This is a genomic window from Bartonella sp. PS7NMGDW (assembly GCF_042193585.1).
Taxonomy (GTDB): Bacteria; Pseudomonadota; Alphaproteobacteria; order Rhizobiales; family Rhizobiaceae; genus Bartonella; species Bartonella grahamii.
Genome location: NZ_JBHILX010000009.1, coordinates 73467 through 99086, shown reverse-complemented (window position 1 = coordinate 99086; position 25620 = coordinate 73467). Strand labels below are relative to the sequence as shown.

At 36.9% G+C, this 25620-nt stretch carries 23 protein-coding genes; 11 read left to right on the top strand and 12 right to left on the bottom strand.

Annotation, left to right across the window (positions count from 1 at the left end; genetic code table 11):
• Positions 1-338: 338 nt before the first annotated feature.
• From ACFIKJ_RS06565 to ACFIKJ_RS06530, 8 genes are all read left to right on the top strand, one after another.
• Positions 339-638 carry a hypothetical protein gene (locus ACFIKJ_RS06565; RefSeq protein WP_375670362.1) on the top strand — a complete coding sequence of 100 codons (300 nt, stop codon included), beginning with the start codon at positions 339-341 and terminating at the stop codon, positions 636-638.
• 91 nt (positions 639-729) lie between these two features.
• Positions 730-909, top strand: coding sequence for a hypothetical protein (locus ACFIKJ_RS06560; protein WP_375648094.1), 180 nt, complete (start codon positions 730-732; stop codon positions 907-909).
• 773 nt (positions 910-1682) lie between these two features.
• Complete coding sequence (locus tag ACFIKJ_RS06555) at positions 1683-2039, top strand: hypothetical protein (RefSeq protein ID WP_375648096.1); 357 nt, start codon at positions 1683-1685, stop codon at positions 2037-2039.
• Positions 2040-2222: 183 nt separating this feature from the next.
• Complete coding sequence (locus ACFIKJ_RS06550; RefSeq protein WP_375625113.1) at positions 2223-2585, top strand: hypothetical protein; 363 nt, start codon at positions 2223-2225, stop codon at positions 2583-2585.
• Between the two features lie 220 nt (positions 2586-2805).
• The gene (locus ACFIKJ_RS06545) at positions 2806-3168 is read left to right on the top strand and encodes a hypothetical protein (RefSeq protein WP_375625717.1); all 363 of its coding nucleotides are present in this window, start codon (positions 2806-2808) and stop codon (positions 3166-3168) included.
• Positions 3169-3792: 624 nt separating this feature from the next.
• Positions 3793-5190 carry a threonine synthase gene (gene thrC, locus ACFIKJ_RS06540; RefSeq protein WP_375625715.1) on the top strand — a complete coding sequence of 466 codons (1398 nt, stop codon included), beginning with the start codon at positions 3793-3795 and terminating at the stop codon, positions 5188-5190.
• 83 nt (positions 5191-5273) lie between these two features.
• Positions 5274-6548, top strand: coding sequence for a pitrilysin family protein (locus ACFIKJ_RS06535; RefSeq protein WP_012754834.1), 1275 nt, complete (start codon positions 5274-5276; stop codon positions 6546-6548).
• A 400-nt stretch (positions 6549-6948) separates the two neighbouring features.
• Positions 6949-9834, top strand: a complete 2886-nt coding sequence (locus tag ACFIKJ_RS06530) for an EAL domain-containing protein (protein WP_375651582.1) — start codon at positions 6949-6951, stop codon at positions 9832-9834.
• A gap of 42 nt (positions 9835-9876) precedes the next feature.
• On the opposite strand, the gene ACFIKJ_RS06525 is transcribed toward ACFIKJ_RS06530, so the two are convergent.
• Positions 9877-10461 (bottom strand): YqgE/AlgH family protein, encoded by a 585-nt coding sequence (locus ACFIKJ_RS06525; protein ID WP_375625118.1) that lies wholly within the window; start codon positions 10459-10461, stop codon positions 9877-9879.
• A 71-nt stretch (positions 10462-10532) separates the two neighbouring features.
• On the opposite strand from ACFIKJ_RS06525, the gene ACFIKJ_RS06520 reads away from it, so the two are divergent.
• Positions 10533-11414: a protein-disulfide reductase DsbD domain-containing protein gene (locus ACFIKJ_RS06520; RefSeq protein ID WP_375625119.1), complete on the top strand. Its 882-nt coding sequence runs from the start codon at positions 10533-10535 to the stop codon at positions 11412-11414.
• A gap of 23 nt (positions 11415-11437) precedes the next feature.
• Here the strand turns inward: ACFIKJ_RS06520 and rnhA are convergent, their stop codons facing one another.
• The 4 genes from rnhA to cyoE form a co-directional block, all read right to left on the bottom strand.
• Positions 11438-11905, bottom strand: a complete 468-nt coding sequence (gene rnhA, locus ACFIKJ_RS06515) for a ribonuclease HI (RefSeq protein WP_375625120.1) — start codon at positions 11903-11905, stop codon at positions 11438-11440.
• A gap of 5 nt (positions 11906-11910) precedes the next feature.
• Positions 11911-12870, bottom strand: coding sequence for a homoserine kinase (locus tag ACFIKJ_RS06510; protein WP_375653207.1), 960 nt, complete (start codon positions 12868-12870; stop codon positions 11911-11913).
• Positions 12870-13925: a 4-hydroxy-3-methylbut-2-enyl diphosphate reductase gene (ispH, locus tag ACFIKJ_RS06505; protein ID WP_375670361.1), complete on the bottom strand. Its 1056-nt coding sequence runs from the start codon at positions 13923-13925 to the stop codon at positions 12870-12872. Before ispH ends, ACFIKJ_RS06510 begins: the two co-directional genes overlap by 1 nt.
• Before the next feature lie 182 nt (positions 13926-14107).
• Positions 14108-15043 (bottom strand): heme o synthase, encoded by a 936-nt coding sequence (cyoE, locus tag ACFIKJ_RS06500; RefSeq protein WP_375651618.1) that lies wholly within the window; start codon positions 15041-15043, stop codon positions 14108-14110.
• Between the two features lie 296 nt (positions 15044-15339).
• On the opposite strand from cyoE, the gene ACFIKJ_RS06495 reads away from it, so the two are divergent.
• Together ACFIKJ_RS06495 and tldD are read left to right on the top strand one after the other, a co-directional pair.
• Positions 15340-15915, top strand: a complete 576-nt coding sequence (locus ACFIKJ_RS06495; RefSeq protein ID WP_375625703.1) for an invasion associated locus B family protein — start codon at positions 15340-15342, stop codon at positions 15913-15915.
• Positions 15916-16024: 109 nt separating this feature from the next.
• Positions 16025-17449, top strand: coding sequence for a metalloprotease TldD (tldD, locus tag ACFIKJ_RS06490; protein ID WP_375625125.1), 1425 nt, complete (start codon positions 16025-16027; stop codon positions 17447-17449).
• A 541-nt stretch (positions 17450-17990) separates the two neighbouring features.
• Here tldD and ACFIKJ_RS06485 read toward each other — a convergent pair.
• The 7 genes from ACFIKJ_RS06485 to fabI form a co-directional block, all read right to left on the bottom strand.
• Positions 17991-19244, bottom strand: a complete 1254-nt coding sequence (locus tag ACFIKJ_RS06485) for a class I SAM-dependent RNA methyltransferase (protein ID WP_375625700.1) — start codon at positions 19242-19244, stop codon at positions 17991-17993.
• Positions 19241-19984: a TlyA family RNA methyltransferase gene (locus ACFIKJ_RS06480; RefSeq protein WP_375625127.1), complete on the bottom strand. Its 744-nt coding sequence runs from the start codon at positions 19982-19984 to the stop codon at positions 19241-19243. Before ACFIKJ_RS06480 ends, ACFIKJ_RS06485 begins: the two co-directional genes overlap by 4 nt.
• Positions 19985-20000: 16 nt before the next feature.
• Positions 20001-21908: a 1-deoxy-D-xylulose-5-phosphate synthase gene (gene dxs, locus ACFIKJ_RS06475; RefSeq protein ID WP_375625698.1), complete on the bottom strand. Its 1908-nt coding sequence runs from the start codon at positions 21906-21908 to the stop codon at positions 20001-20003.
• Between the two features lie 235 nt (positions 21909-22143).
• Positions 22144-22398, bottom strand: a complete 255-nt coding sequence (locus ACFIKJ_RS06470) for an exodeoxyribonuclease VII small subunit (RefSeq protein ID WP_375625129.1) — start codon at positions 22396-22398, stop codon at positions 22144-22146.
• 7 nt (positions 22399-22405) lie between these two features.
• Positions 22406-23509: a 3,4-dihydroxy-2-butanone-4-phosphate synthase gene (ribB, locus tag ACFIKJ_RS06465; protein ID WP_375625130.1), complete on the bottom strand. Its 1104-nt coding sequence runs from the start codon at positions 23507-23509 to the stop codon at positions 22406-22408.
• Positions 23510-23524: 15 nt separating this feature from the next.
• Complete coding sequence (gene aroC / locus ACFIKJ_RS06460) at positions 23525-24613, bottom strand: chorismate synthase (RefSeq protein WP_375651584.1); 1089 nt, start codon at positions 24611-24613, stop codon at positions 23525-23527.
• Positions 24614-24760: 147 nt separating this feature from the next.
• Positions 24761-25579, bottom strand: a complete 819-nt coding sequence (fabI, locus tag ACFIKJ_RS06455) for an enoyl-ACP reductase FabI (protein WP_375625132.1) — start codon at positions 25577-25579, stop codon at positions 24761-24763.
• Between the last annotated feature and the right edge of the window lie 41 nt (positions 25580-25620).

The window sequence follows — 25620 nt, the reverse complement described above, 5'->3', positions numbered from 1 at the left end:
ATATCAGTTTGTAAACTCTTGTAAGAAGCATTTTTATTCAAATGTCCTTCTCTTCTCGCTGCTCCTTTTATAATAACTTCAATAAATGCGTAATTCACAACACGGGTGAATTGTATCTCAATGTGAAGGAAAAAATATAGCACCTCGTTGAGCAATCATAAGTCAGTTAACCATTGCACGTGCTTTAAAAAAGCAAAAAACAGCGGTGCAAGCTCATAACAATCAAACCCTGCTTATCTATCTCAACTCCGATATCCACTCCCAACCTCAGCAGCCCATCCGGATAAATTATTATATTTGTCAAAAAAGGAATATTACGATGCCTTGCTCGATAAGATATGAAAATTGCTAGCCTTTTTCATCTGATCAAAAAAATCACACACTATAGTAAAATTGTAGGGTATGTGCGTATTGATTATGGAAAAAATATTAAAATTCCCAGAATCTATGGAACACAAGAGTTTATTGAAAACAATAAAAGTGTCCTTGTTGAGTTAGAATGGCTTATATTTACTCAATCCAAATCTCGTAAACTTGTTGAAGGCTTATTTACTTTACTGCTTAAACAGTATTTAAACAGCATCAATTGGTACAACCTCCCTAAGATTACAAAAGATAAAAAGAATACATTCTTATGAAGATGTGCATTTTATAAAAAACATTTCATAGCAAGTAATTTACAGGCAAAAACATTGATTTATAATCATAATTTATCATTGTTCAAATTAAATGAAAAAACCGAATATTGTAAGATTCTCTCATTTCAAATCTGGATATGCTGAATTAAATAAAGAAAGAAAAATGCCTCTTAATAAATCATCTCAAGAGGCAAAGGTTGTAGCAACATTAGGAGCGAGCAAAGTGTATGGCGATGCCATCTTTCTTCTTTATAAACGTCAAAGATTCTGATGCCCTAAGAATTTTATATCATGGGGCTTTATCATCATATCTATAATTGTAAAATAGGCTTGAGTACCTTGAGACGGATTTCTTAAAAAAGCACATAAATATGAAACATATAATAACCTTAAACAACGTAAAGAGATACCAGTAGTTGCTCAAATTTTTCCGAAAGCACTTACATAGACTTTTTAAATAAGCAATGAAATCAGATCTTTTCAAAAGTAATCCAACTTTAGGAAAGACACCCCTTCTAAAAATAAAAGCGGATTTTCAGTTTGGAAAGAAGAAAATGTTAAAAATATTATCTAATGCCGATCTTTCAGCACTCATAAATGTGTCTGAATTGATATTCTTCTATACACTGCTTTACATCACAGTAATATGCTGTTCACATTGGTGAGACAAAGATAATATCATTTATCTCTATCCAATTCGAGCTCTACTTTATACTATGAGATAATTGTATATTTTTTAGTATCTATAAATGTATTTAAAAAATAATATTAATATCATTTTATAAAAATTATACGATGACCACATGTTATTTATATATAACACATAACAAAACAATTCATAAAATTTTAAAAAATATTTTTGTAATTATTATTGTTACTTTTTTACAATAATGTTTATAAAAAATTATATTTATATTTTTATATGTATTTTTATTATTGACTAAAAATACATATTGAAATATAAAAATTGTATATAGTGTGAGATATATAAACATTATGTATATTTTCTTACATCTATAAATTAAAAATATTTGAGGTAAAGTTATGGTCAAAATATTTAAAAATTATATCTTAAGCATTTTTATAGCGAGCACTTTTTTTATTTCACAAACTGTAAATGTTAATGCAAACTATTTGAAAAACGATACTCCAAAAGAGGAACTTTCTGTTTTCCCAATGGAACAAGTAAAGTATGCAAAATCTGATGTAGTTTCTACGACTTCTTTCTATGTTCCATCTGTAAATTATCAAACAGAAAATGGAACAACAGGTCAAGGGAAAATTGAAAAGGTCGTTGAGCCTATGACTATAGGAGTGGGACTATTGTTTGCTGGATATGCAATGAGCTTTATAGGATCGATAATAAGTTGGATAAAGGACATAGTGTTAATGTTCAAATAATCCAGCCTCGTCTAGAACTCTAGAATAATAGCTTCATTGTGAATCTATTATTTGTTGTAAATAATTACATAATGAAGCTTCTCTTGATACAAGAGATAAATGTTGTAGATTATATCCAAATATCCAAAGTATAAATTTACGCATATATATATATTGAATATTATAAAATATTTGAGGTAAATTATGATTAAATTGTTAAAAAATCATATGTTAAGTATTTTCATTATGTCTGCCTTTTTTCTTTCACAGATTGTAAATGTGCATGCAAACTATTTGCAAAATAATACTCATCGTGAGAATATTTTTGTTTCTGCAATAGAGCAGAAAAGACAGGATGTAGTCCATACCGTTTCTCTCTATAGCCCCATTCTAAATCGTGGAGTGGATAATGAAACTACTCTTGAAGGAAAATTTGAAAAGGTCGTTGAACCTCTTACACTCGGAACCTTTGGTGTTGGGATGGCACTTGGATATGCATCAAGTACGATAGGCATGTTTTTAGCATGGATAATAGGTAAAATAATATCGTATTTTAAATCTCGTTAAAATTGAAATTTTATCAGAATAAAACCTTCTCATACGAAATATAAACTATGGATATATTTTGTATTTATCCATAGTTGATGACAAAAAACTAATGAATTATCACATTAAGAATGAAAAAGCTTTAAATGCTTCTGTTTCTCTCAATGTGCACTAATTCTGCCGATGCATCTATTCAATTCAATTCAAATTAAAATAAAAGTAAAAGTATTGGTGATAAATTATGATTAAAGTATTGAAAACTTACATATTAAATATTTTTATAGCAGTTGTTTTTTTGCTTTCACAAGTTATAAATGTTCATGCCAATCATTTGAAAAATGATATTCAATGGGAAACTGTCTCTCTAATAGAACAGGGAAAGAAAAAAGCTATCGATATAGCTTCTCTTTATGTCCCAAGTTTCACTCATGGAGCAAAAAGTGAAACTGCCATTGAAGGAAAATTTGAGAAAGTATTTGAACCAATTACGCTAGGAGTTTTTTCTACAGTAGGAGCTTTGGGTTTTGGATTCTTGACTGGATTTTTTATGTCCATATTTAGCGGGACAATCGGATGGGCAATAGGAAAACTTAAAGGCAAATAATTCAAAGATACTTAGTTATTTTTTTCTATTTAAAATGAGAATACTTTACAGCCTGCTTCACATCATGTAGCAGGCTGTCGTATGTTTTCTATGGATAAAATTTAGGTTACCATACTGTATAGAACAAATATAATATCTATTAGTATACAAAATAATAAATTAAGCTAAACAAAAATTATTCAAAGTATAAATTTGCGCACGAAATGCCATAAAATTACCTTATAAATCTTTCAGTATGAATTTTGATTTATATCATTTCAACATTCATTTTAGCAGATTTAATTGTTACAAAGTATAAGAGCATAAAATAAATATGAATGATTGAGTTTTACAAAAAAAATTCTTCAATAAATACCATTCTATCTATTTGATTTTATTATTTAAGAAGGTGCACAAATGAAGATATATTGCAAAATTTAAGTGAATGAATAATAGAGAAAAAAATTTCGACTTTAACAGATTTTCTGTGAACTTTTGACGTTTATATCTCAAAAATAAAAATGCTTTAGACTATTGCCTTTCATTATTGAGTAAAAAAACTATCCATTTAATAATTTAAATATTATGAAAAACGTGAAATAAATAACTTCACCAATTTTCCAGAAATAAAAAAGGACAAGACTTATGGAATATATCAGCACGAGAGGTGAAGCTCCTGCTTTAAGCTTTACGGAAACGATCATGACAGGATTGGCAAGTGATGGAGGACTTTATCTGCCAGATAAATTTCCTCAGCTCTCATTTGATGCGTTACGGGCACTTCGTGGCCAATCCTATACAACAATTGCTAAAACTATTTTGTGGCCCTTTGTGAATAACGAAATCGAATATACAGCTTTTGAAAGTATGATCGCTGAATCTTATGCAACCTTTCACCATCCAGCAATCTGTCCGTTACGACAAACTGGAGCAGATGAATTTATCCTTGAACTCTTTCATGGTCCTACTTTAGCTTTTAAAGATGTTGCAATGCAGTTTCTTTCTCGGCTGATGGATTATGTTTTGACTAAAAAAAATAGATCTGCAACGATTATTGCTGCAACATCAGGTGATACAGGAGGGGCTGCGATACAAGCTTTTGCTGGAAAAGAACACTCAGATATTTTTATTTTATTTCCCAAAGGACGTGTATCACCTGTTCAACAACGGCAAATGACAACCAATCAATGTTCAAATGTTCATGCCATTGCCATTGAAGGAAATTTTGATAATTGTCAAGCTCTTGTCAAAGCAATGTTTAATGACCACAATTTTCGTAAAAAAAGAGCGCTTTCAGGTGTTAATTCTATAAATTGGGCACGTATCATGGCGCAAATTGTTTACTATTTTTCATCTGCGCTTTCCTTAGGAGCTCCTGATAGAGCTGTTTCATTTACTGTTCCTACTGGAAATTTTGGTGATATTTTTGCAGGTTATGTTGCAGCCCGTATGGGATTACCCATTGCTCAACTGGTCATCGCAACGAATGATAATGACATCCTTGCACGTACATTGACCAGTGGTATTTACGAAACACAACCAATAGTTCATACAACATCACCTTCTATGGATATTCAGGTCTCTTCTAATTTTGAACGTTTGCTCTTTGAAAGTGGCAATCGTGATCCAATGTGGATTCGCAATGCAATGGACAACTTGAAACAATCAGGACGTTTTACTCTTGATGAAAAGCAACTCAAAAATATTCGTTCCCTATTTTCCGCTGGGAAAAGCAACATGGCTGCAACAGCTCAAACAATTGATAGTGTCTATAAGGAAAGTGGCTATCTTGTTGATCCACATACAGCCGTCGCTCTTCAAGTAGCGCGTAAAAACAAAAAACCGCATATTCCAATGATCGTCCTTGCCACGGCTCATCCAGCTAAATTTCCTGATACTATTAAAAGTGCTTGTGGCCTTCATGCCCCATGGCCATCTCATCTCAATGATGTAATGAAACGCGAAGAACACTTTATAAGTCTTGCTAATGATGAAAAAATAGTAAAAGATTATATTTCTTTAAAATCGCGTGCATCTTATTAAAGTTAGCTGCATTAATTTAAATCAAGAATATTCTAATACCCTTACAATGAGGTATTTAGCTTATTTAATGGAGTTGTAAATACATGGATGTAGATATATGTCGCCTTAGTAATGGCTTGACTATCGCCACACATACAATGCAACAAATTGATAGTGTTGCCCTCGGAATATGGGTTAAAGTGGGCTCACGCAATGAAACCTCCACACAGCATGGTATAGCTCATCTTCTTGAGCATATGGCTTTTAAAGGAACCGAAAACCGCACTGCTTTTCAAATTGCAACCGATATTGAAGATGTTGGCGGTGAAATCAATGCCACAACCAGTATTGAAACAACAGCTTACTTTGCACGTGTACTTAAAAGCGATATCCCACTTGCTATAGACATTTTAGCCGATATTTTAATGCATTCAAAATTTGACGACAATGAACTAGAACGAGAAAAACAAGTAATATTTCAGGAAATTGGTGCCGCTCATGACACTCCTGATGATATTGTTTTTGATCACTTTACAGAAACAGCCTTTCGTCATCAATCCCTTGGACGCTCTATTTTAGGAACAGCTAAAACTATTCAATCATTTACATCTACTGATCTCCATGATTTCATCAATAAACAATATAGTGCAGATCGTATGATTGTCGTTGCTGCAGGAGCTGTAAAACACGAAAGTTTCTTGCGAGAAGTTGAAAGTCGTCTTGGTACTTTTCGCTCCCATTCAACCGCACCTCTTACTAATCTTGCAAATTATGTCGGTGGCGACTTTCGTGAATATCGCGATTTAATGGATACACAAGTTGTTCTAGGGTTTGAAGGGCGTGCTTATCACGCGCGTGATTTTTATGCGGCCCAAATTCTTTCAATCATTCTTGGTGGTGGTATGTCTTCACGTCTTTTTCAAGAGGTAAGAGAGAAACGTGGATTATGCTATTCTATTTATGCTTTTCATTGGGGATTTTCAGATACTGGGCTTTTTGGTGTTCACGCAGCTACCGGACAAGAAGGGCTCAAAGAACTTATTCCCGTGATTCTTGATGAACTTTCCAAGGTCAGTAAAAACATTCACGCCAATGAACTGCAACGAGCACAAACGCAATATCGTGCGAATCTGACAATGTCACAGGAAAATCCCTCTAGTCAAGCACATCTCATTGCTCGCCAAATACTCCTTTATGGTCGACCAATTCCAATATCGGAAACAATTGAACGCCTCAATCTCATCACTCCTAAAAGATTAACTGACTTAGCACATCGTCTTTTTACAAATTCCACTCCAACACTAACTGCTGTCGGACCTGTAGGACCCCTCATAAATTTTGATGATTTAACGTCAACTCTTTCATCCAAGCTAAAGTAAAAAACTTCTTTTCAAAACAGCATCACAATAACATACACATATTTTATCGTAAAATTTACCACAAAAGCTCTTCTCATTAAATAAGTTTTGGAAATATTGGGCAAAGAAGCGTACAAAACTACCCAATTCATACTTCATGTGATAAAGATTCTAATGAGTGAAGGTATATCCGTGAAATCTGGAAATTCATGGTTTAACTTTGCCCTTTTAAAATATAAAACTTCATTCGCTTCAAGTTCCATTGAAGCAAATGGACATGTGGTCTATTTGTATATAAAACCACATAACTTAAGAAAAAGTGATAACAATTTATTATGTAAATAAATTATAAAAGGTGGACGTTTTTTCTCAAAAATCGAAATGAAAGTTAAACATCCTAAAATATTGAGAGTGGGACATTGTGAAGAGTTTGCGTAAAATAATTGACATCATTTTCATTGTAGTCGTTAGTTCTCTTGTCCATCTTACATCAGCACAAGCAATTGAGCCAGTTAAAATTTCTTCTCAGGATGCTGCTCTTGATCTCTCACAAGCAATTGAAATTCACCATACAAACAGCTCTATTTTTCAAACAAGTACAGCGCCAGGACCAGATGGTATTGTTTGGCGTATTGAAGTGCAGGCAAAAAATGAAAAATTTTCCGGAAATTGGGCAGTTTTTTCTCTTGCAAATCCAACAGATGAACAAATCGATCGTCTCATCGTTGCCCCCCACTACCGCATGGCGCGTTCTGGATTTTTTTGGCCAGACCTTGGATCAGCAAGGATTCAATCCATAACGCCAAGCGAAGGTTTTTCCCTCGATCGTCAACTTAGTGCAAACTCTGATATCTTTCGTATTACCCTTAACCCTGGTGCTGTTGTTACATTTGTGGCCGAACTTAACTCTGCAAATCTACCGCAAATCTATTTATGGCAACCTGAAGCTTATAAAGATGCAATTAATTCTTATACGCTTTATCATGGTATTCTTCTTGGGATATCAGGTCTCTTAGCGCTTTTGTTAACTGTACTCTTTGTTGTCCGTGGAACAGGACTGTTTCCTGCAACAGCTGCTGTTGCTTGGGCAGTGCTTTTTTATATTGGTATTGACTTCAACTTTTTAAATAAATTCTTTGCAGTTACACTCACAACACAACCAATCTGGCGTGCTGGTACAGAAGTAGCACTTACTGCTACACTCTTCATTTTTCTTTTTACCTATCTCAGCCTTAACCGCTGGCATTATCATTTTAGTTACGGTGCTATCGCTTGGACCATTGCCTTTTGCAGTCTAGGAGCCTTTGCTATTTATGATCCAATCAGAGCAGCTGGAATTGCGCGTTTGTCTTTTGGCCTTACCGCTGTGCTTGGTATAATATTAATCATCTATTTCTCGATCAGAAGCTATGACCGCGCCATTATGCTTATTCCAACATGGTTGCTCATTAGCTTTTGGTGTGTTGGAGCCTATGCCTGCATAGCTGGATATTTAAACAATGATATTATCCAGCCGGCATTAGCGGGGGGATTAGTGCTCATTGTTCTTCTCATCAGCTTTACTGTCCTGCAACAAACTTTTTCTAATGACGCTTTCCATGAAGGAATATTTTCCGATCTTGAACAACAAGTACTCGCAGCAAAGGGAGCTGGAAATATTATTTGGGATTGGAATATTGAGCGTGACCGTATTGTTGTACATCCAAACATGGCTACCCTTTTTGGTACTGAAATTCATAACCTCAATGGACCTATGCGCAACTGGATTTCAGCCTTGCACCATGATGATCGTGAACGCTTTCAAGGCGTATTAGATATCATTCTTAAAAATAAAAAAGGGCGCATTGATCAAATTTTTCGGCTTTCTTCCGGTGGTGGTTATTATCATTGGTTTTCTCTTCGTGCACGCCCGGCTATGCAAAAAGATGGGAAAATCACACGTGTCATTGGAACCATTGTCAATATTACTAACCATAAAAAATCCGAAGAACGCTTATTGCATGATGCAATCCACGACAGCTTAACCGGCCTTCCTAACCAACAAATTTTCTTCGATAGACTACAAAATTATACCTCTTTGGCGAAAGCAAATATCAAAATTAGACCGACTGTCTTTATGATTGATTTGGACAATTTTCGCAAAATTAATCGCAAATTAGGCATAGCAGTTGGGGATACTGTACTGCTTATAATCGCACGTCGTTTAAACCGTCTCATTAACTTTCAAGACACCTTGTCGCGACTTTCAGCAGACCGCTTTGCAATTATTTTACTCAGTGAAACTGAACCACAAAAAATTGCAGCATTTGCAGATCATTTGCACAAAACAATTTCAGCACCTATTTCACTTTCAGAAAACAAAATAATTCTTTCAACGTCTATCGGATTGGTTACATGGAGTGAAAGCCGATCGACAGCTAAAGATATTTTTAATGACAGTGAATTAGCGATGATTCGCGCAAAACAAATGGGTGGAAACCATATAGAACCTTTTCGTCCTAATTTTCGCACTTTGGGTCTCGAACATAATACTCTGGAAAAAGATGTTCATTATGCCATAAAACGTAATGAGATAAAAATCCTCTACCATCCTATTCTTAATTTATCAGACGGACATATTATTGGTTTTGAAACAATTGTAGAATGGCATCATCCCACTTATGGAAATTTAAATGTCTCTGATTTTATAAAAATCGTAGAAAACGAACAAATTGTTATGAATTTGTCACAATTTATCATCGATAGTGCCATTATCGATCTTATAAATGTACAAGAAAAGTTTTCCCAACAATCTTTCTTTATTTCAATTAATTTACCAAGCGCAGAAATGATTCATCCTCGTTTTATTAGTCAATTGCGCGCCGCTCTGCTTCGTCATCCGCTCCACAAAGGGCGTTTGATGATTGAAATATCTGAATTTGTCTTAAGAAATAATCCTGAACAATCAGCGCACTTTCTCGAACAAATTAAAACACTTGGAATGAATCTCGCACTCGATAATTTTGGAACAGGTTATTCGTCTCTGACCTATCTCGTACGTTATCCATTTGATATGGTTAAACTTGATCGTTCACTTATTTCAATCGACTCCCTTAAGAAGAAAATTGTTCTTAAGTCTATCATTAATATGGCAACAGATCTTAATTTGCAAATTATCGCAGAAGGTGTTGAAAATGAAAAAGAAGCAATCTTCCTCCGTCAAGAAGGCTGTAAATATGTTCAAAGCACACTTGTAACGAAACCGATTGCCATAGAAGAATTAATTACGCTCGTTCAAAGCCATTTCCCTTATAAAATAAAAACATAAGGGATAAAATAACGTGTAAAGTTAAAAAGCTTAGAAAAAACTCTAAGCGTGTCCCATTTCAGAAGCAAGATAAGTTGGATCGATACCCATGCGTGTTAAACTTTTATCATACTTGCAGCTTAAATCACTTTCAAAAAGAAAACTAGGTGATGTAGAACTGATTAGCCAACCATTTGTAGAAATTTCTGCCTCAAGTTGCCCCGCTTTCCATCCAGCATAACCTAACGCTACCAGTGCATGTTGCGGACCTTGTTCGCAACTGATCGCTTTTAATATATCAATAGTCGCAGTAAAACAGACCTTATCTGCAATAAAAACAGTTTCTTCACAAGCATAATCATCTGAATGAAGGACAAAACCACGCGAAGGATCAACAGGACCACCATAGCGAACTGGAAACTGTTTTATTGGTTCAGAAAGACTTTTTTTTTGGCCCCTGTCTATGACTCCCAAGTGAAGCAAAAGATCTGGAAAATCAATATGATGCAATTGATTGAGAATAATGCCCATCGCACCAGCATCAGAATGCGCGCAAATGTAAATAACAGAACGAATAAAGCGTTTGTCATTCATCCCAGGCATTGCTATGAGTAATTGTCCACCTAAAAAGCCATTACACCGCTTCATTAATTTGTTATTCTCCATAATTTACATGGTAAAAGTTTGTTCATTTAGTACACTAGGAAAATAAAAATCCAATGAAAAAAAGTCATGTATTTACAAATTTACAAAATATCGCAACTTTCTTTTATAAAAATCTTTTAGTTACTTTAAGCTTAACATTCATAGTTTTAGAATTACTTAACATTCCTGTAAATGCTCAAAAAGAACAAAAACTCCAGCTTTTCGCAACATCTTGGTATGAATCAGATGGTGGTCGTATCCGATTAGCAATCACCGAACCTTCTCTTTCTGGAATAAGAGAAGGCATTATTGAGATTGTGCTTAAACCAGGATGGAAAACTTACTGGCGTAATCCAGGTAATTCTGGCATGGCACCGTTTTTTAATTTCAACCAACAGGTTTCTTATGAAATCTTTTATCCTACCCCACAGCTTTTTGAAACAGAAAATGATTGGTCATTAGGCTATAAAGATAAAGTAATATTGCCCTTCAATCTTTCTGGTTCAAGCAAAAATTTAAGTGGTGCTTTCACTCTTGGATTATGTAATAAAATCTGTCTTCCATTTACTGTTAACTTTGATTTTTCGCCATCTGCTCTTAAAAATAAACATCTTCCTGCTTCCTTCTTAAAAAATGCCCAAGATTCTTTGCCCCGCATGATGCAGAATGCACTAAAAATAAGTGCCGAAAAAAATAACAGTACCCTTCTTATAAAAATACAAAATAACAACAAGACCACTCCTTCCTCTCTCTTTTTAGATGGAGGAGAAATGCAAATTGGAGCAGCAAAAAAAGTCAGTGATAACGCAGAATATACACTCTTCAGTGCTCCACTCTATTTCGCACCAGAAGAAATAAACCAAAAAATTTTTTATACAGTTTCTTTTAAAGATTACGCCTTAAGTGGAACATTCATATTCCATACGCAGCCAACCCCTCTTGCGACTCCGCGATAAAAGAAAAAACTCTCAAACAGTAATTATGCTGGAAAACATCCATTTTCGCGATATTGAGAAATTGCTTTGCGAGCAAGGGCATCTGCGCGTTCATTTTCTGGATGTCCCGCATGTCCTTTTACCCAGTGCCATCTGACTGTATGACAAGAACAAGCATCCTCAAGAGCTTGCCATAGCTCCATATTTTTAACAGGATTTTTTGATGCAGTGCGCCAATTATTCTTTTTCCAATCTTCAATCCACTTAGATATACCGTTACGCACATAAACTGAGTCTGTATAAAGGTCGACCAAACAGGGCTCTTTAAGTGCCTTTAATGCACAAATTGCCGCCATGAGTTCCATTTGATTGTTTGTCGTATGGACCTTACCGCCATAAAGCTCACGTTCATGACCATTCCAGCGTAAAATTGCTCCCCATCCTCCAATTCCAGGATTCCCTGAGCAAGCACCATCTGTATAAATTTCAACGACTTTTTGTTGAGTTGCCATAAAATTTAAAAACCTAATTCACTTAGCGAATTTACATTACTGAAAAAACAAAGCTTGTGCCAATACTCCCATGGATCTTTCTTAATAACAAAGCTATTAGGCGGTGTATTAAACCAATCATAAAGACGTGTGAGTAAGAAACGTAAAGACGCACCACGAGCTAACAAAACAATCTTGTCCAATTCTAAAGGGATCAATGGTCTTATTTTTTGATAATTTTCCAATAACTTACGTGCTTTGGCCAGATTATAAGAATGATCAAGCTCAAAGCACCAAGCATTTAAACAGATCGCTAAATCATAAGCAAAAAAGTCATTACAAGCAAAATAGAAATCTATTATCCCAGAAAGACGATGATTCACAAAAAAGACGTTATCATTAAATAAATCTGCATGAATAATGCCTATTGGTAAATTGAGCGGCCAATTTTCCTGTAAAAAAGCTAATTCTAACTCAATTTTTTGCCCAAATTCTTTTAATAATGCATCTTCTTTTGTTTGACAACGTTGCCACAATACCTGCCAATCCATAACAGAAAGAGTATTTTTACGACTAAGTGTAAAATCCTGTCCTGCTAAATGTAATTGTGCGAGCCCCATCCCCACTTCGCCACAATGATCTATAGTGGGCTGGCGGACCCACTCTCCTTCCAGAAAAGTAATAATAGCAGCAGGGCGTCCTGCTAATTCACAGATCATCATTCCATCATTTTGAATAACAGGTTGAGGGCAAGGCATTCCACGCTGTCCTAAATGCTGCATCAAGCGACAAAAAAAAGGTAAATCATCTTTTGAAATACGCTTTTCATAAAGTGTTAAAATAAATCGCCCTTGTGTTGTCTCTAACAGAAAATTAGAATTTTCAATCCCCTCCTCTATACCTTGATAAGACAAAAGTGACCCTATTGCATAACGTGTTAAAAACACTTTTAAATCATTTGAATGAATATCTGTATAAACGGCCATTATTCTGCTTTCGTTGTAGACATGTCTGTATTCTGATTTTCATTTTTTGCATTATTTGCTTGACCATTGACGAAAGCCATATCTTGCGACGTTAAAATGACGTCACGTAATTCGCGACTCACTAAAAATTTTTCCGTTTCTACTGCTGTTTCAGCTAATTCTATTGTGACATTATAACGCTCACGAAACGCTGAAATAATTTCATCAATAATAATTTCAGGAGCCGAAGCCCCTGCTGAAAGACTGACAATAGAAAGAGCTTTTAGGTTTTCAAAATTAATTTCATCAGCGCGCTGAACTAAAATAGCTTGCCGCGCACCAGACTTTTCGGCAACCTCTACTAAACGTCGTGAATTAGAAGAATTTGGCGCTCCAACAATCAAAAACAAATCACTCCCCTTTGCTGCTGCCTTAACCGCATCTTGTCGATTCGTTGTAGCATAGCAAATTGACTCAGCCGCTGGGGCTGCTAATGTAGGGAAACGTTGTTGTAATATATCGAGAATTCCTGCCGTATCTTCAACAGAAAGCGTTGTTTGTGTAACAAATCCTAATTTATCTGGATCATTGGGGAGATAATGCAAAGCATCTTCTATCGTTTCAATAAGCGTCACAGCCCCTTCTTCAAGCTGTCCCATTGTCCCTATCACCTCAGGATGACCAGCATGACCAATCAATATAACATGACGACCATGACGTTGATGTCGTACCGCTTGTTTATGAACTTTCGAGACCAACGGACATGTTGCATCGAGATAAAACAAATTATAGCATCGTGCTTCTTCTGAAACAGATTTTGGTACACCATGAGCAGAAAAAACAACCGGTTGATTGCGATGTTCTTCTGGAATCTCATCAAGTTCTTCAACAAAAATAGCTCCCCGTTGCTGTAATCCCTCAACCACGTAGCGGTTGTGCACAATTTCATGACGAACATATACTGGAACACCATATTTTTTTAATGCAAGGAGAACAATCTGGATAGCACGATCAACCCCTGCACAAAATCCACGTGGACCACAAAGACGTATCGTTAAAGGGGGAAGTCCAGACATAAATCATCCTTAATCTCTATAGTTTTAGCTATATATTCAAACAACTTATCATTATACACGAATAAGCAATGTAAAAAAACTGGCAATAGCATCTTTTGCATAAGAACACACTCTATCGTGTTTTCTTACGAGATTTTCTTGCAGCAAAGCTCTTTTTAAATTTGCTTTTTCATTTTATTTGCCTAAAGAGCGATAAAATACCAAACAAGAGATTCAATCAAAAGAACTCCAAAGATAGCTGCCAAATAAAGTAACGAAAAGAAAAACAGTTTTTTTGCCATCAAAATAGTTTCATTATGTGTATCAGCTTTCCACAAACGATAGGCAAAATAAACAAAGATAATGCTTAAAATTGTTGAAAAAATACCATAAAAAATTCCGCCAAGACCAGTAAAGCAAGGAGCAGCAGCGCACAATGCCATCAAAATAGTATAAAATAAAATCTGCTTTTTTGTTGAATGTTCACCTCGAACATTAGGCATCATAGGAATACCTGCAGCCTCATAATCAAGGGATGAAAATAAAGAAAGAGCCCAAAAATGAGGGGGGGTCCACATAAAAATGATTAAAAATAATAAAAAGCTATCAATACTCACTGTCCCTGTTGTCACGGACCATCCAATCATTGGTGGGAAAGCCCCAGAAGCACCACCAATAACAATATTTTGTGGTGTGATACGTTTTAACCAAATTGTATAGATAACGACATAAAAGAAAATCGTAAACGCAAGAAAAAATGCTGCAAACCAATTAATGAAGCTCCCCATAACCAATACCGAAAGCATAGAAAGAACCATGCCCAAAATAAATGCTTTTTGGGAACTGATTTTACCCATAGGAATAGGACGCTTTTTGGTCCGTTCCATCACGGCATCAATGTCAGCATCATACCACATATTCAGTGCTCCCGCACCGCCACCACCGATGGCAATACATAAAATCGCTAAAAAACCATACAACGGATTAATAGAAACTGGCGATACAAGCAAACCAACTAGAGCCGTAAAGACCACAAGAGACATAACACGTGGCTTTAATAGTGTGATATAATCACTAATACCGGATTTTGGTGGCGTTGATTTACTATTCACGACCGATAACTCTCCTGAAACTGACATTCCGCTCAAAGCCCTTTTCCATTTCTGTCATTCACAAACCAATATTATCTAGCGTATGGAAATGATCAATTAAGACCAATCGTATTTTTGAGAAAATATGAAATACCTCGTTCGCACGTATCCCCTAAAAATAGATGGAATATTGGCAACAAAAATACATTTTTTCAATCAACATTCTCTCCTACATTACAAATGTATCATAAAAATATATCCTATGGATTAATATATTTGGGTAAATACTGATTTTGTGTTATAGTTTTTATGTGGGGAATTCATTTTTTTATGTAAATCTATGTATGGTTGTATGTGTGTTGAGTCGGGTAGGATTTTCTGTGATACTTTATAAATTACTCAAAAAAACTTTTTTTATTGGTGCTGTTCTTTACACACTTTATAGTAGTTTTATCAATCATGCATTTGCACAAACACCTTATGCGCAAAATGTCCCTGCTCCACAAACCTATGGTGCATGGACAAAAGTTTGTGCTCTACCGCCAGGTACACCTAACATGCAGTGTGAAGTTGTACAAAACGTTCATACACAAGGTCGTCATGATATTACTTTGCGTGTTACATTTTATAAACTTCCTCAAAAGCAAGGTGCTTTGATGCGTGTTTTTGTTCCGATTCGCGTTGAATTACGTCCTGGCGTTGGAATTAAAATTGACGATAAAAATATGGGCAGAATGGAATATCGTCGTTGTCTTGGTGATAATTGTGTTGCTGAAGCCTTTCTTAAAGAAGACATATTGCAGCTCTTTTTAAAAGGAAAAATGGCAACCTATTTTATCTTTACAACTCCTGAACAAGGGATTGGAGGTTTTGTTGACCTTCATGGTCTTGCCGACGCCTATGCAACCTTACCTACATGAATGAAATCGATACACTTTAGACGATTAAAATCTCATCGTATATTTTGAAAGCTTCTTAAATTAGATTAATAAAAATCTTCTAAGTTCCCATAAAAATAGGATAATTCTTATGAAATCGCTGATAGATCATTTTGATATTACTTCCTCTAAAGTGCAATCACTTGTACAAGAAACGCTTCATCATGCTGATGATGGTGAGCTTTACCTTGAGTATACAGAAAGCGAAGCTCTTTTATTTGATAATGGACAGCTTAAAAACGGCTCTTTCCATCAAGATATGGGGTTTGGGCTGCGTGTCGTTGCTGGAGAAGCTACCGGATATGCATATTCTAGTGAATTATCAGCTGCTGCACTCAAACGTGCTAGTGAAGCAGCTAAAGCTATTACCTATAATAATCATGCGGGAACTTATAGCATAGCACCTCAACAAACAAACAAAAAACTTTATCAACCGCATAATCCCCTTGATGCTCCATCATTTGAGGAAAAAAGTGCTCTTTTGCAAAAAATTGATGCCTATTTACGTGCTAAAAATGATAAATTGCATCAAGTGACTGCTTCTCTTTCCGGCTCGCTACAACATGTTGAAATTTTACGTGCAGATGGTTATTTGGTTCGTGATATTCGTCCCCTTGTGCGACTTTCTATATCTGTGGTCGCAGCTGAAGGCAATCGACGTGAAAATGGTTTTTATGGATGTGGAGGGCGACAAGCATTTGACCAATTTATTCATGAAGACAATTGGAAAAAAGCTGCGGATGAAGCCTTACGTATGGCTTTAACAAATTTAGAAGCAGAAGCAGCACCTGCAGGATCTTTTGATGTTGTCTTAGCCAATGGATGGCCTGGCGTTATGCTCCATGAAGCCGTAGGTCATGGTTTAGAAGGTGACTTTAACCGTAAAAAAACATCCGCTTTTGCTGGACTTTTAGGACAACAAGTTGCGGCAAAAGGTGTTACAGTTGTTGATGATGGAACAATTCCACAATGCCGTGGCTCTCTCACTGTCGATGATGAGGGGACCCCTTCAGGATATAACGTTCTCATTGAAGATGGAAAGCTCGTTGGTTTTATGCAAGACAGGCTTAATGCACGGCTTATGGGAGGTAAATCAACTGGAAATGGACGGCGTGAATCTTATGCTTATGCACCAATGCCACGAATGACCAATACAATCATGCTAGGAGGAGATAAAACACCTGAAGAAATCCTTTCTTCACTCAAACATGGTATCTATGCTGTTTCATTTGGTGGAGGACAAGTTGATATTACTTCTGGAAAATTCGTCTTTGAATGTACTGAAGCATACCGAGTAGAAAATGGTAAAATTGTAGCACCAATCAGAGGCGCAACTCTTATTGGAAATGGACCGGATGCTATGAAACGTATTACAATGATTGGTAATGATAGTAAACTTGATAATGGTATCGGTATGTGTGGAAAAGCTGGCCAAAATGTCCCTGTTGGTGTTGGTCAACCTCATCTTCGAATCAATAATATGACAATCGGTGGAACTGCGCTTATAAAAGAATAAGCTTTCTCATTCCTTCCCAATATTGCCTCCTTATCATCTATCACGACCATTTTGTGAGGAGGTTACAATACATTGATTTATAAAGATAATCTATCGTTGTTCATATTAAATTAGAACCTTGAATACCATAAGATTCTCTCATTTCAAATCTGTTCCATATTGAATCAATCAAAATCATTCGTTTGTACGTTACAGATGGGGAGAGTCATATGAATAAAACCTGTACAAGAAAGGACCAAAGATTCCTCTTATGGACCGTCTCAAGTAACAAGAGTTATAGCCACATTGGAAGATGACAAATATAACACTGGCACCGGCTTGTTCAGACACATCTTCTTCTTAATACATTAGTCTTTTGTGTGGGATAATTTGCCTTTTATATTTCATAATAAAAAGTTCAAAATAAAAAACACTTTCTACATTCAGTGCTCTTAATTCAACGAGAAAAAGGTTATTATTATAGATAATTTTTGGAGAGATTTTATAATAATACTCAAGTAAACTTTAAAAAAAATCTTCATGGCATTAAAAAATTTTTAAGCTAAAGCTTCCAACCTTTCTTTTTTTTCTTTTTGCTCAAAACAGCAACAATTTCGACATGTGGTGACCATAAAAATTGATCAATCGGTATGATTTTTTCTACTGTATACCCCCCTGCAACAAGAAGAGATAAATCACGAGCAAATGTAGTAGGATTACAGGAAATTGCCACAACACGTGATACTGTCGTCTTAGCTAATTCACGTACTTGTTGCTCTGCACCAGCACGGGGAGGATCAAAAACAACACTCTCAAAACACTCAAGTTCCTTTACAGAAAGGGGATGTCGGAAAAGATCACGTTTTTCACAAGTGACCGTTTTTAAACCAGTCGCAAAACGTGCTGCTGTATTTAGATTTCTTAATGCATCTTCATTATTTTCTACTGCATGAACATTCATCTTTTTTGCCATACGCAAAGTAAATGTTCCTATCCCTGAAAACAAATCAACAGCATTCTTTGCTTTTTTTAAATGAGTCAAAATAATATTGCCCATTATATTTTCAGCTTCGCAGGTTGCTTGAAGAAAACCACCAGAAGGAAATTCAACACGGACATCTCCAAAGTAAATCTCTGGTTTTTCTCGTTCAACCAAAACTTCACCATCAACAGATAAACGTATAATCCCATATGAAAGAGCAGCACTGATCATTTTCTGACGAAGTGATTCATGGTGTACAATGCAACCGCTTAAAGCAACATCTAAACCATTTTCAACACGTGTTATTGTAACATGAAACCGTTTGGCAGAGCTGCTTAGAAAAGCACAGAGCTCTCTGATATTATGCAACTGAGAAATAAGCTCTGGACAGCTTACTGGACATTCCTCAAGAGCTACAATCTCATGAGAGAGATAACGGTTAAAACCAACTTTTTGCCCCTGTGGGGTCATAGATGCTGTTAGAGTAATCCGCCGTCGGCTATAAGGTTTACATTCTATTAAAGGCGCAACAACATTATTAAGTCCATACTTTTTAAGCGCATCAACAACCAATTGTTGTTTCCATACGCGATAAGCATCCATATGCCAATGCTGAAGAGTACACCCTCCACATTCTCCAAAATGCTGACAAAGAGTATCAATGCGTTCTAATGATTTTTCTTTTAATGCTATACATGTTGCATATTTTCCATGAACAGTAATTTCAGCACACTCTCCTGGTAAAGTAAAAGGAACATAAACGAAGCCGCGAGACGTCCTAGAAGTACCATACCCATTTGCTCCGATATGGTCGATTATGACATTGTCACTCACTCTTGTTTTTCTCCGAATAGTAAATATTCCACGTTGCCATCACCACCTGTAATAGGGGAAGGAATTAAACCTCTTGCGCTCCACCCTGTTTGTGTATTTAACCAAACAAAAAGCGCCTCAGCAGTTTCTTTAGCTATTGATGGATTTAATATTCCCCTCTTACTAAAGTGTTTACGACCAACCTCAAACTGAGGCTTTACCAGTAAAACAGCTTGAGCGCCCTTCTTGGCTAAAGACAAAACGGGAGGCAATGCAAGTTTGAGAGAAATAAAGCTAACATCTGAAACGATAAGATCAATTTCTCGCCCACCTAAATGGTTATGTTGAAAATCTCTAACATTCAAGCCTTCTAATAACGTTATAGCACTGTTGCCCAATAAACGTTTATCAAATTGATGATGCCCAACATCAACGGCAATTACATGAGCCGATCCACGTTCTAAGAGAACTTGTGTAAAACCACCTGTTGATGCACCAACATCAATGGCCGTCACTTTATCTGTTATAATCGGAAATGCATCAAGTGCAGCAATCAATTTTAACGCTGCCCGAGAAACATAATTCTGCGCTGGATCACAAACAGCAATCTCTGCATCACCAAAAACAATTTGCCCAGCTTTAAAAACGATTTCGCCGTTAACTTTAACAGTTTGACGCATGACAGCATCACGTGCGCGTGAACGTGTCGTAAAAAAGTTTTTTTCAACTAAGAGAATATCGAGCCTTTTTCTGGCAGCCATATCATACTCGAATTTTTTATCCTGTTCGAATCTCGCGGCCTAAAGCAGCAAAAACCGTGTTGACAATACCCATAGCATCAAGCCCGATAGTTGAGAGAACTTTTTCTGGTGCACCATGATTCAAATACTCATCAGGAAGTTTTAGTGTACGAACTTTCAAACCATGCTCTAAGAGCCCTTCTTGCGCTAAAAATTGTAATATGTGCGCTCCAAAACCACCGATTGCCCCTTCTTCAATTGTCACCAATACTTCATGCTCACGTGCCAAACGACACATCAAATCCTTATCTAAAGGTTTCGCAAACCGTGCATCTGCAACCGTTGTAGATAATCCTTCAGCCTCTAACGCATCAGCAGCTTGCAACACTTCTGACATCCGCGTTCCAAAACAAACCAAAGCGATCCTATTTCCTTCACGCAGAACACGCCCCTTTCCAATTTCTAATAACTCGCCACGTTGCGGTAAATCTATACCAATACCCTCACCACGTGGATAACGAAAAGAAATTGGTCCCTGATCATAAGCTGCAGCTGTACGCACCATATGCATCAGTTCAAGCTCATCAGAAGGTGCCATAACAACAAACCCAGGAAGAGTGGACAAAAAAACAATATCAAAACTTCCAGCATGTGTTGCACCATCTGCCCCCACAAAACCTGCGCGGTCAATAGCAAAACGTACCGGTAATTTTTGAATTGATACATCATGAATAATTTGATCATAAGCACGCTGTAAAAAAGTAGAATAAATTGCAACAAAAGGCTTGTACCCTTCACAAGCAAGTCCTGCCGCAAAAGTTACGGCATGTTGCTCAGCGATACCAACATCAAACATTTTTTCAGGAAATTTTTTTGCAAAAGAATCAAGACCTGTCCCTGTTGGCATCGCTGCTGTTATGCCAACAATCTTATCATCATGGCGAGCTTCTTCTATTAAAGCTTTAGAAAATACCTTGGTATAGGGTAGAATATTACTTGATGCTTTAACCTGTTTTCCTGTCGTGACATCAAAACGATTAACACCATGATATTTATCAGGTGATGCTTCTGCAGGTGGATATCCCTTTCCCTTATGTGTGACAACATGCACCAAAACAGGACCACTAGGATATTCACGAACATTTTTTAAAACAGGCAATAAATGCCCCAAATTGTGCCCATCTATGGGTCCAAGGTAATAAAAGCCAAGCTCATCAAATAAAGTTCCCCCAACCAAAAGTCCACGCGCAAATTCCTCTGAACGACGCGCCTTATCCAAAAAAAACTTTGGCAATTTTTCGCTCAACATCTTTACGCGTTCACGCAAATGACGATAAGAAGGACGAGATACTAATCGTGCAAGATGTGCACTCATAGCACCTGTAGGTGGTGCGATAGACATATCGTTATCATTAAGCACAACAATCAAGCGTGCATCCAAAGCGCCAGCATTATTCATTGCTTCATAAGCCATGCCCGCAGACATTGCACCATCACCGATGACAGCTATGATATTGCGTCTTGTCTCTGCTTTCAAAGCACTTGCCACCGCCATGCCAAGCCCCGCTGAAATAGAAGTAGACGAATGACCCGCTCCAAATGAATCATACACACTTTCTGAACGTTTTGTAAAACCTGATAATCCGCCCTCTTGACGTAATGTGCGAATTTTTTCTCTACGCCCCGTTAAAATCTTGTGTGGATAGGTTTGATGACCAACATCCCAAATAATCCTATCCTCTGGTGTATTAAAAATATAATGTAATGCAACAGTGAGCTCAACAACACCAAGTCCTGCCCCAAGATGACCACCTGTTACAGAAACCGCATCAATTGTTGCGGTCCGCAACTCATCAGCCAACTGTACCAAATCAGACTCAGGCAATGCCCGCAAATCTTGCGGAAAACAAATACGGTCAAGCAATGGTGTTAAAACCTGAGACAAAAAAACCTTCCTATTATCTTAACTCAAGAAAACGCAACGATAAAAATGTATCTTCTCTACTCTTATTTATAGTTTTGCATCTTTTTTACTCAAAAATGTTCTTTTCTATTTGAGATGAGCTATAACTTCCTCATTTTTAACTTATTTTATAAAAAAGAAATCAATCGATTTAATTTTCTATAAAAAAGGTTATTATATCTCCTCGTTTCACAATAAATATCCAAAATATTTAATATTATTTAGCATCAAGTGGTTCTACTCCTTCTGGAGAACCTTCTTCTGAAAGTTGTATTTTTTCAATTTTAGCTTCAGCAACTCTTAAGAGTTTTTCACAATGCTTTTTAAGCGCTTCACCGCGTTCATAAATATCAATGGATTGTTCCAAAGGCACATCGCCACGTTCCAAATTTTCGACAATAACTTCAAGTTGCTGAAGCGCTTGCTCAAAGCTTAAAGTCGTAATATCCCCCTCTTGTATCTCTTTTTTCATATGAACCTCAAAAAATATCTGTTCTGGATATACGAATTCCAAAACCTTCTAAACCTACATAATGATGTTCTTTAGCTGCATAAACAATAACAGAGCCTATTCCTAGATATTTTAAAATTTGTGATCCTAAACCAATTTTGCGCCATTCTTCTTCGCGTTCAATCGCCTGCACATGGTTTTCTGAACTGTCTCTTGCCATATTTTGAATATCAATAGTTGATTGCATAACAGAGCCTTTACGCAAATAAATAAATACGCCACGTTTTTCTTTTTCCATCATACGCCGCATCATCACCATAATATCTGAAGCTTGACAAAAAACGTCATTTATAATGTTTTCATGATGTAAATACACAGGAATATCACCACCCTCACGGACATCACCAAAAACAATTGCAATATGCTGAACGGCTTCCCAAGGGAGTTGATAACTATGAACAATAGCGGGACCTACAGATGTTTCAATAGGCATTTCTCCAACATGCTTGATCAATATTTCCTTACGTTGGCGGTAAGCAATTAAATCTGCAACCGTTATCATATGCAACCGGTGTTCTTGCGCAAATTGCATGATCTGATCGCCATGTTTAACGCTGCCATCATCATTGACCAACTCACCAATAACACCAACTGGTGGCAAACCAGCTAATTTACATAAATCAACAGCGGCCTCCGTGTGACCTGAACGCATGAGCACCCCCCCTTCATGCGCAATCAAAGGAAAAATATGTCCTGGACGGACAAAATCGTGAGCACCAGCATTTGGATTAGAAAGATTACGAACTGCCAATGTGCGGTCATGTGCGGAAATACCCGTCGTTATCCCATGTTTAAAATCCACAGTAACAGTAAATTGCGTCCCATGTGCAGATTTATTATCTGGTACCATAGGAGCAAGATTAAACCGTTGTGCTTCTTTTTTTGGCATAGGTGTACACACAATACCTGTTGTGTGACGAAGAATAAACGCCATCTTTTCTTCTGTACAATGCACTGCAGCAAGAGTTAAATCACCCTCATTTTCACGGTCATCATCATCTGTCACCACAACAATTTCACCGCGTTCAAAAGCTTTAAGTGCAGAAACAATTTTTTTTTCATCATACGCCATTGTTCACCTTCTCAATCACCCAATTTGACCGCGATGTCTTAGATAATGGTCAGCAATAGCACAAGCAACCATCGCTTCACCAACAGGAACGGCACGAATCCCAACACATGGATCATGACGTCCCTTCGTTATAACATCTATATCATGACCATCAACATCAATGGAGCGACGAGGCGTTAAAATTGATGAAGTAGGCTTTACAGCAAAACGTGCAACAATTGGCTGTCCACTCGATATTCCCCCTAAAATACCACCAGCATGATTGGATAAAAAAAGCGGTTTTCCATCATTTCCCATTCGCATTTCATCGGCATTTTCTTCTCCCCTCAAGCGGGCTGCCGCAAAACCATCACCAATTTCCACTCCTTTTACCGCATTAATCGACATAAGTAATGATGTAATATCTTGATCAAGCTTTGCGTAAATAGGGGCTCCTAAACCTGCCGGAACATTTTCTGCAACGATCTCAACAACCGCACCAACAGATGTTCCCTCTTTACGGAGTTTACTGATATAATCACTAAAAATGGGAACCATCTCTGCATCAGCTGTAAAAAAAGGATTATTATCAACCTCTGACCAATCCCAACGATCACGATTAATATTATGAGGACCAATTGCTATCACTGCTCCTCGTACAATCAAACCAGGAACGATTTTACGAGCAAATGCACCAGCTGCAACACGTGCGGCCGTCTCCCGTGCTGAAGCACGTCCCCCACCTCGAAAATCACGAATGCCATATTTAATATCATAAGTATAATCCGCATGTCCTGGACGATACTGATGGGCAATCGAGCTATAATCCTTCGAACGCTGATCTGTGTTTCGAATCAACAGAGAAATTGGTGTACCTGTTGTCACCAATGTCGTCCCATCGTCTTGAACAACAACTCCTGAAAGGATCTCTACTTCATCTGGTTCTCGGCGCTGCGTTGTATACTTTGATTGTCCTGGTTTGCGTTTATCAAGATAAGCTTGAACTTCTGCAAGAGTAAAAATAATTCCAGGTGGACAACCATCAATGACACAACCAAGAGCAGCACCATGACTTTCACCCCATGTTGTTACACGAAACAAATGACCAAATGTATTATGCGACATGAAAAAATATCCGTTTCTCTGTCAAATATTACAACGACAACGTATGTTGTGTGCCATACACAAGGTAGCTCTTTGCTCCCAAATACTCTCAGCCACTTTAAATTTGGTCAAATTACTGCTGTCCAATAAAATCCTATAAACCAAACTTTATTCTTTAACGACAGAAATGTCTGGTGCATCAACTGCTTTCATACCTATGATATTATAACCCGAATCGACATGATGGACTTCACCGGTAACAGAACGAGACAAATCTGAAAGAAAATAAAGCGCAGAATCACCAACCTCTTCAATTGTTACCGTACGACGTAATGGAGCATTATATTCATTCCATTTTAAAATATAACGAAAATCACCAATACCTGAAGCCGCTAACGTTTTAATTGGTCCAGCAGATATAGCATTAACACGAATATTTTGAGGACCTAAATCTACCGCTAAATATTTCACGCTCGCTTCAAGAGCTGCTTTGGCAACCCCCATTACATTATAATTGGGAACAACCTTTTCTGCACCATAATAGGTCAGTGTCAAGATTGAACCACCATCTGACATCAATTTCTCTGCACGCTTCGTTAGAGCTGTTAGGGAATAAACCGAAATATTCATGGTCATCATAAAATTTGATTCGCTGATATCAATATAACGACCACTTAACTCATCTTTATCAGAAAAACCAATAGCATGAACTAAAAAATCGAGCTTTCCCCATTTCTTCTCTATTTCTCTAAAGACCGTATCAATAGAGACACTGTCAGAAACATCACAATGTCCACAAACAAATCCCTTTAATTCTTCAGCCAAAGGCTCAACACGCTTTTTCATTGCTTCACCCTGATAGGTAAAAGCAAGCTCTGCCCCTGCGCTACTTGCCGCTTTAGCGATTCCCCAAGCGATGGAGCGATTATTGGCCAACCCCAAAATTAAACCACGCTTACCGTACAATAAACCATTACCCTTAGCCATCAGCACTGCCCCATTGTTACTTAAAATTAATATTATTCATC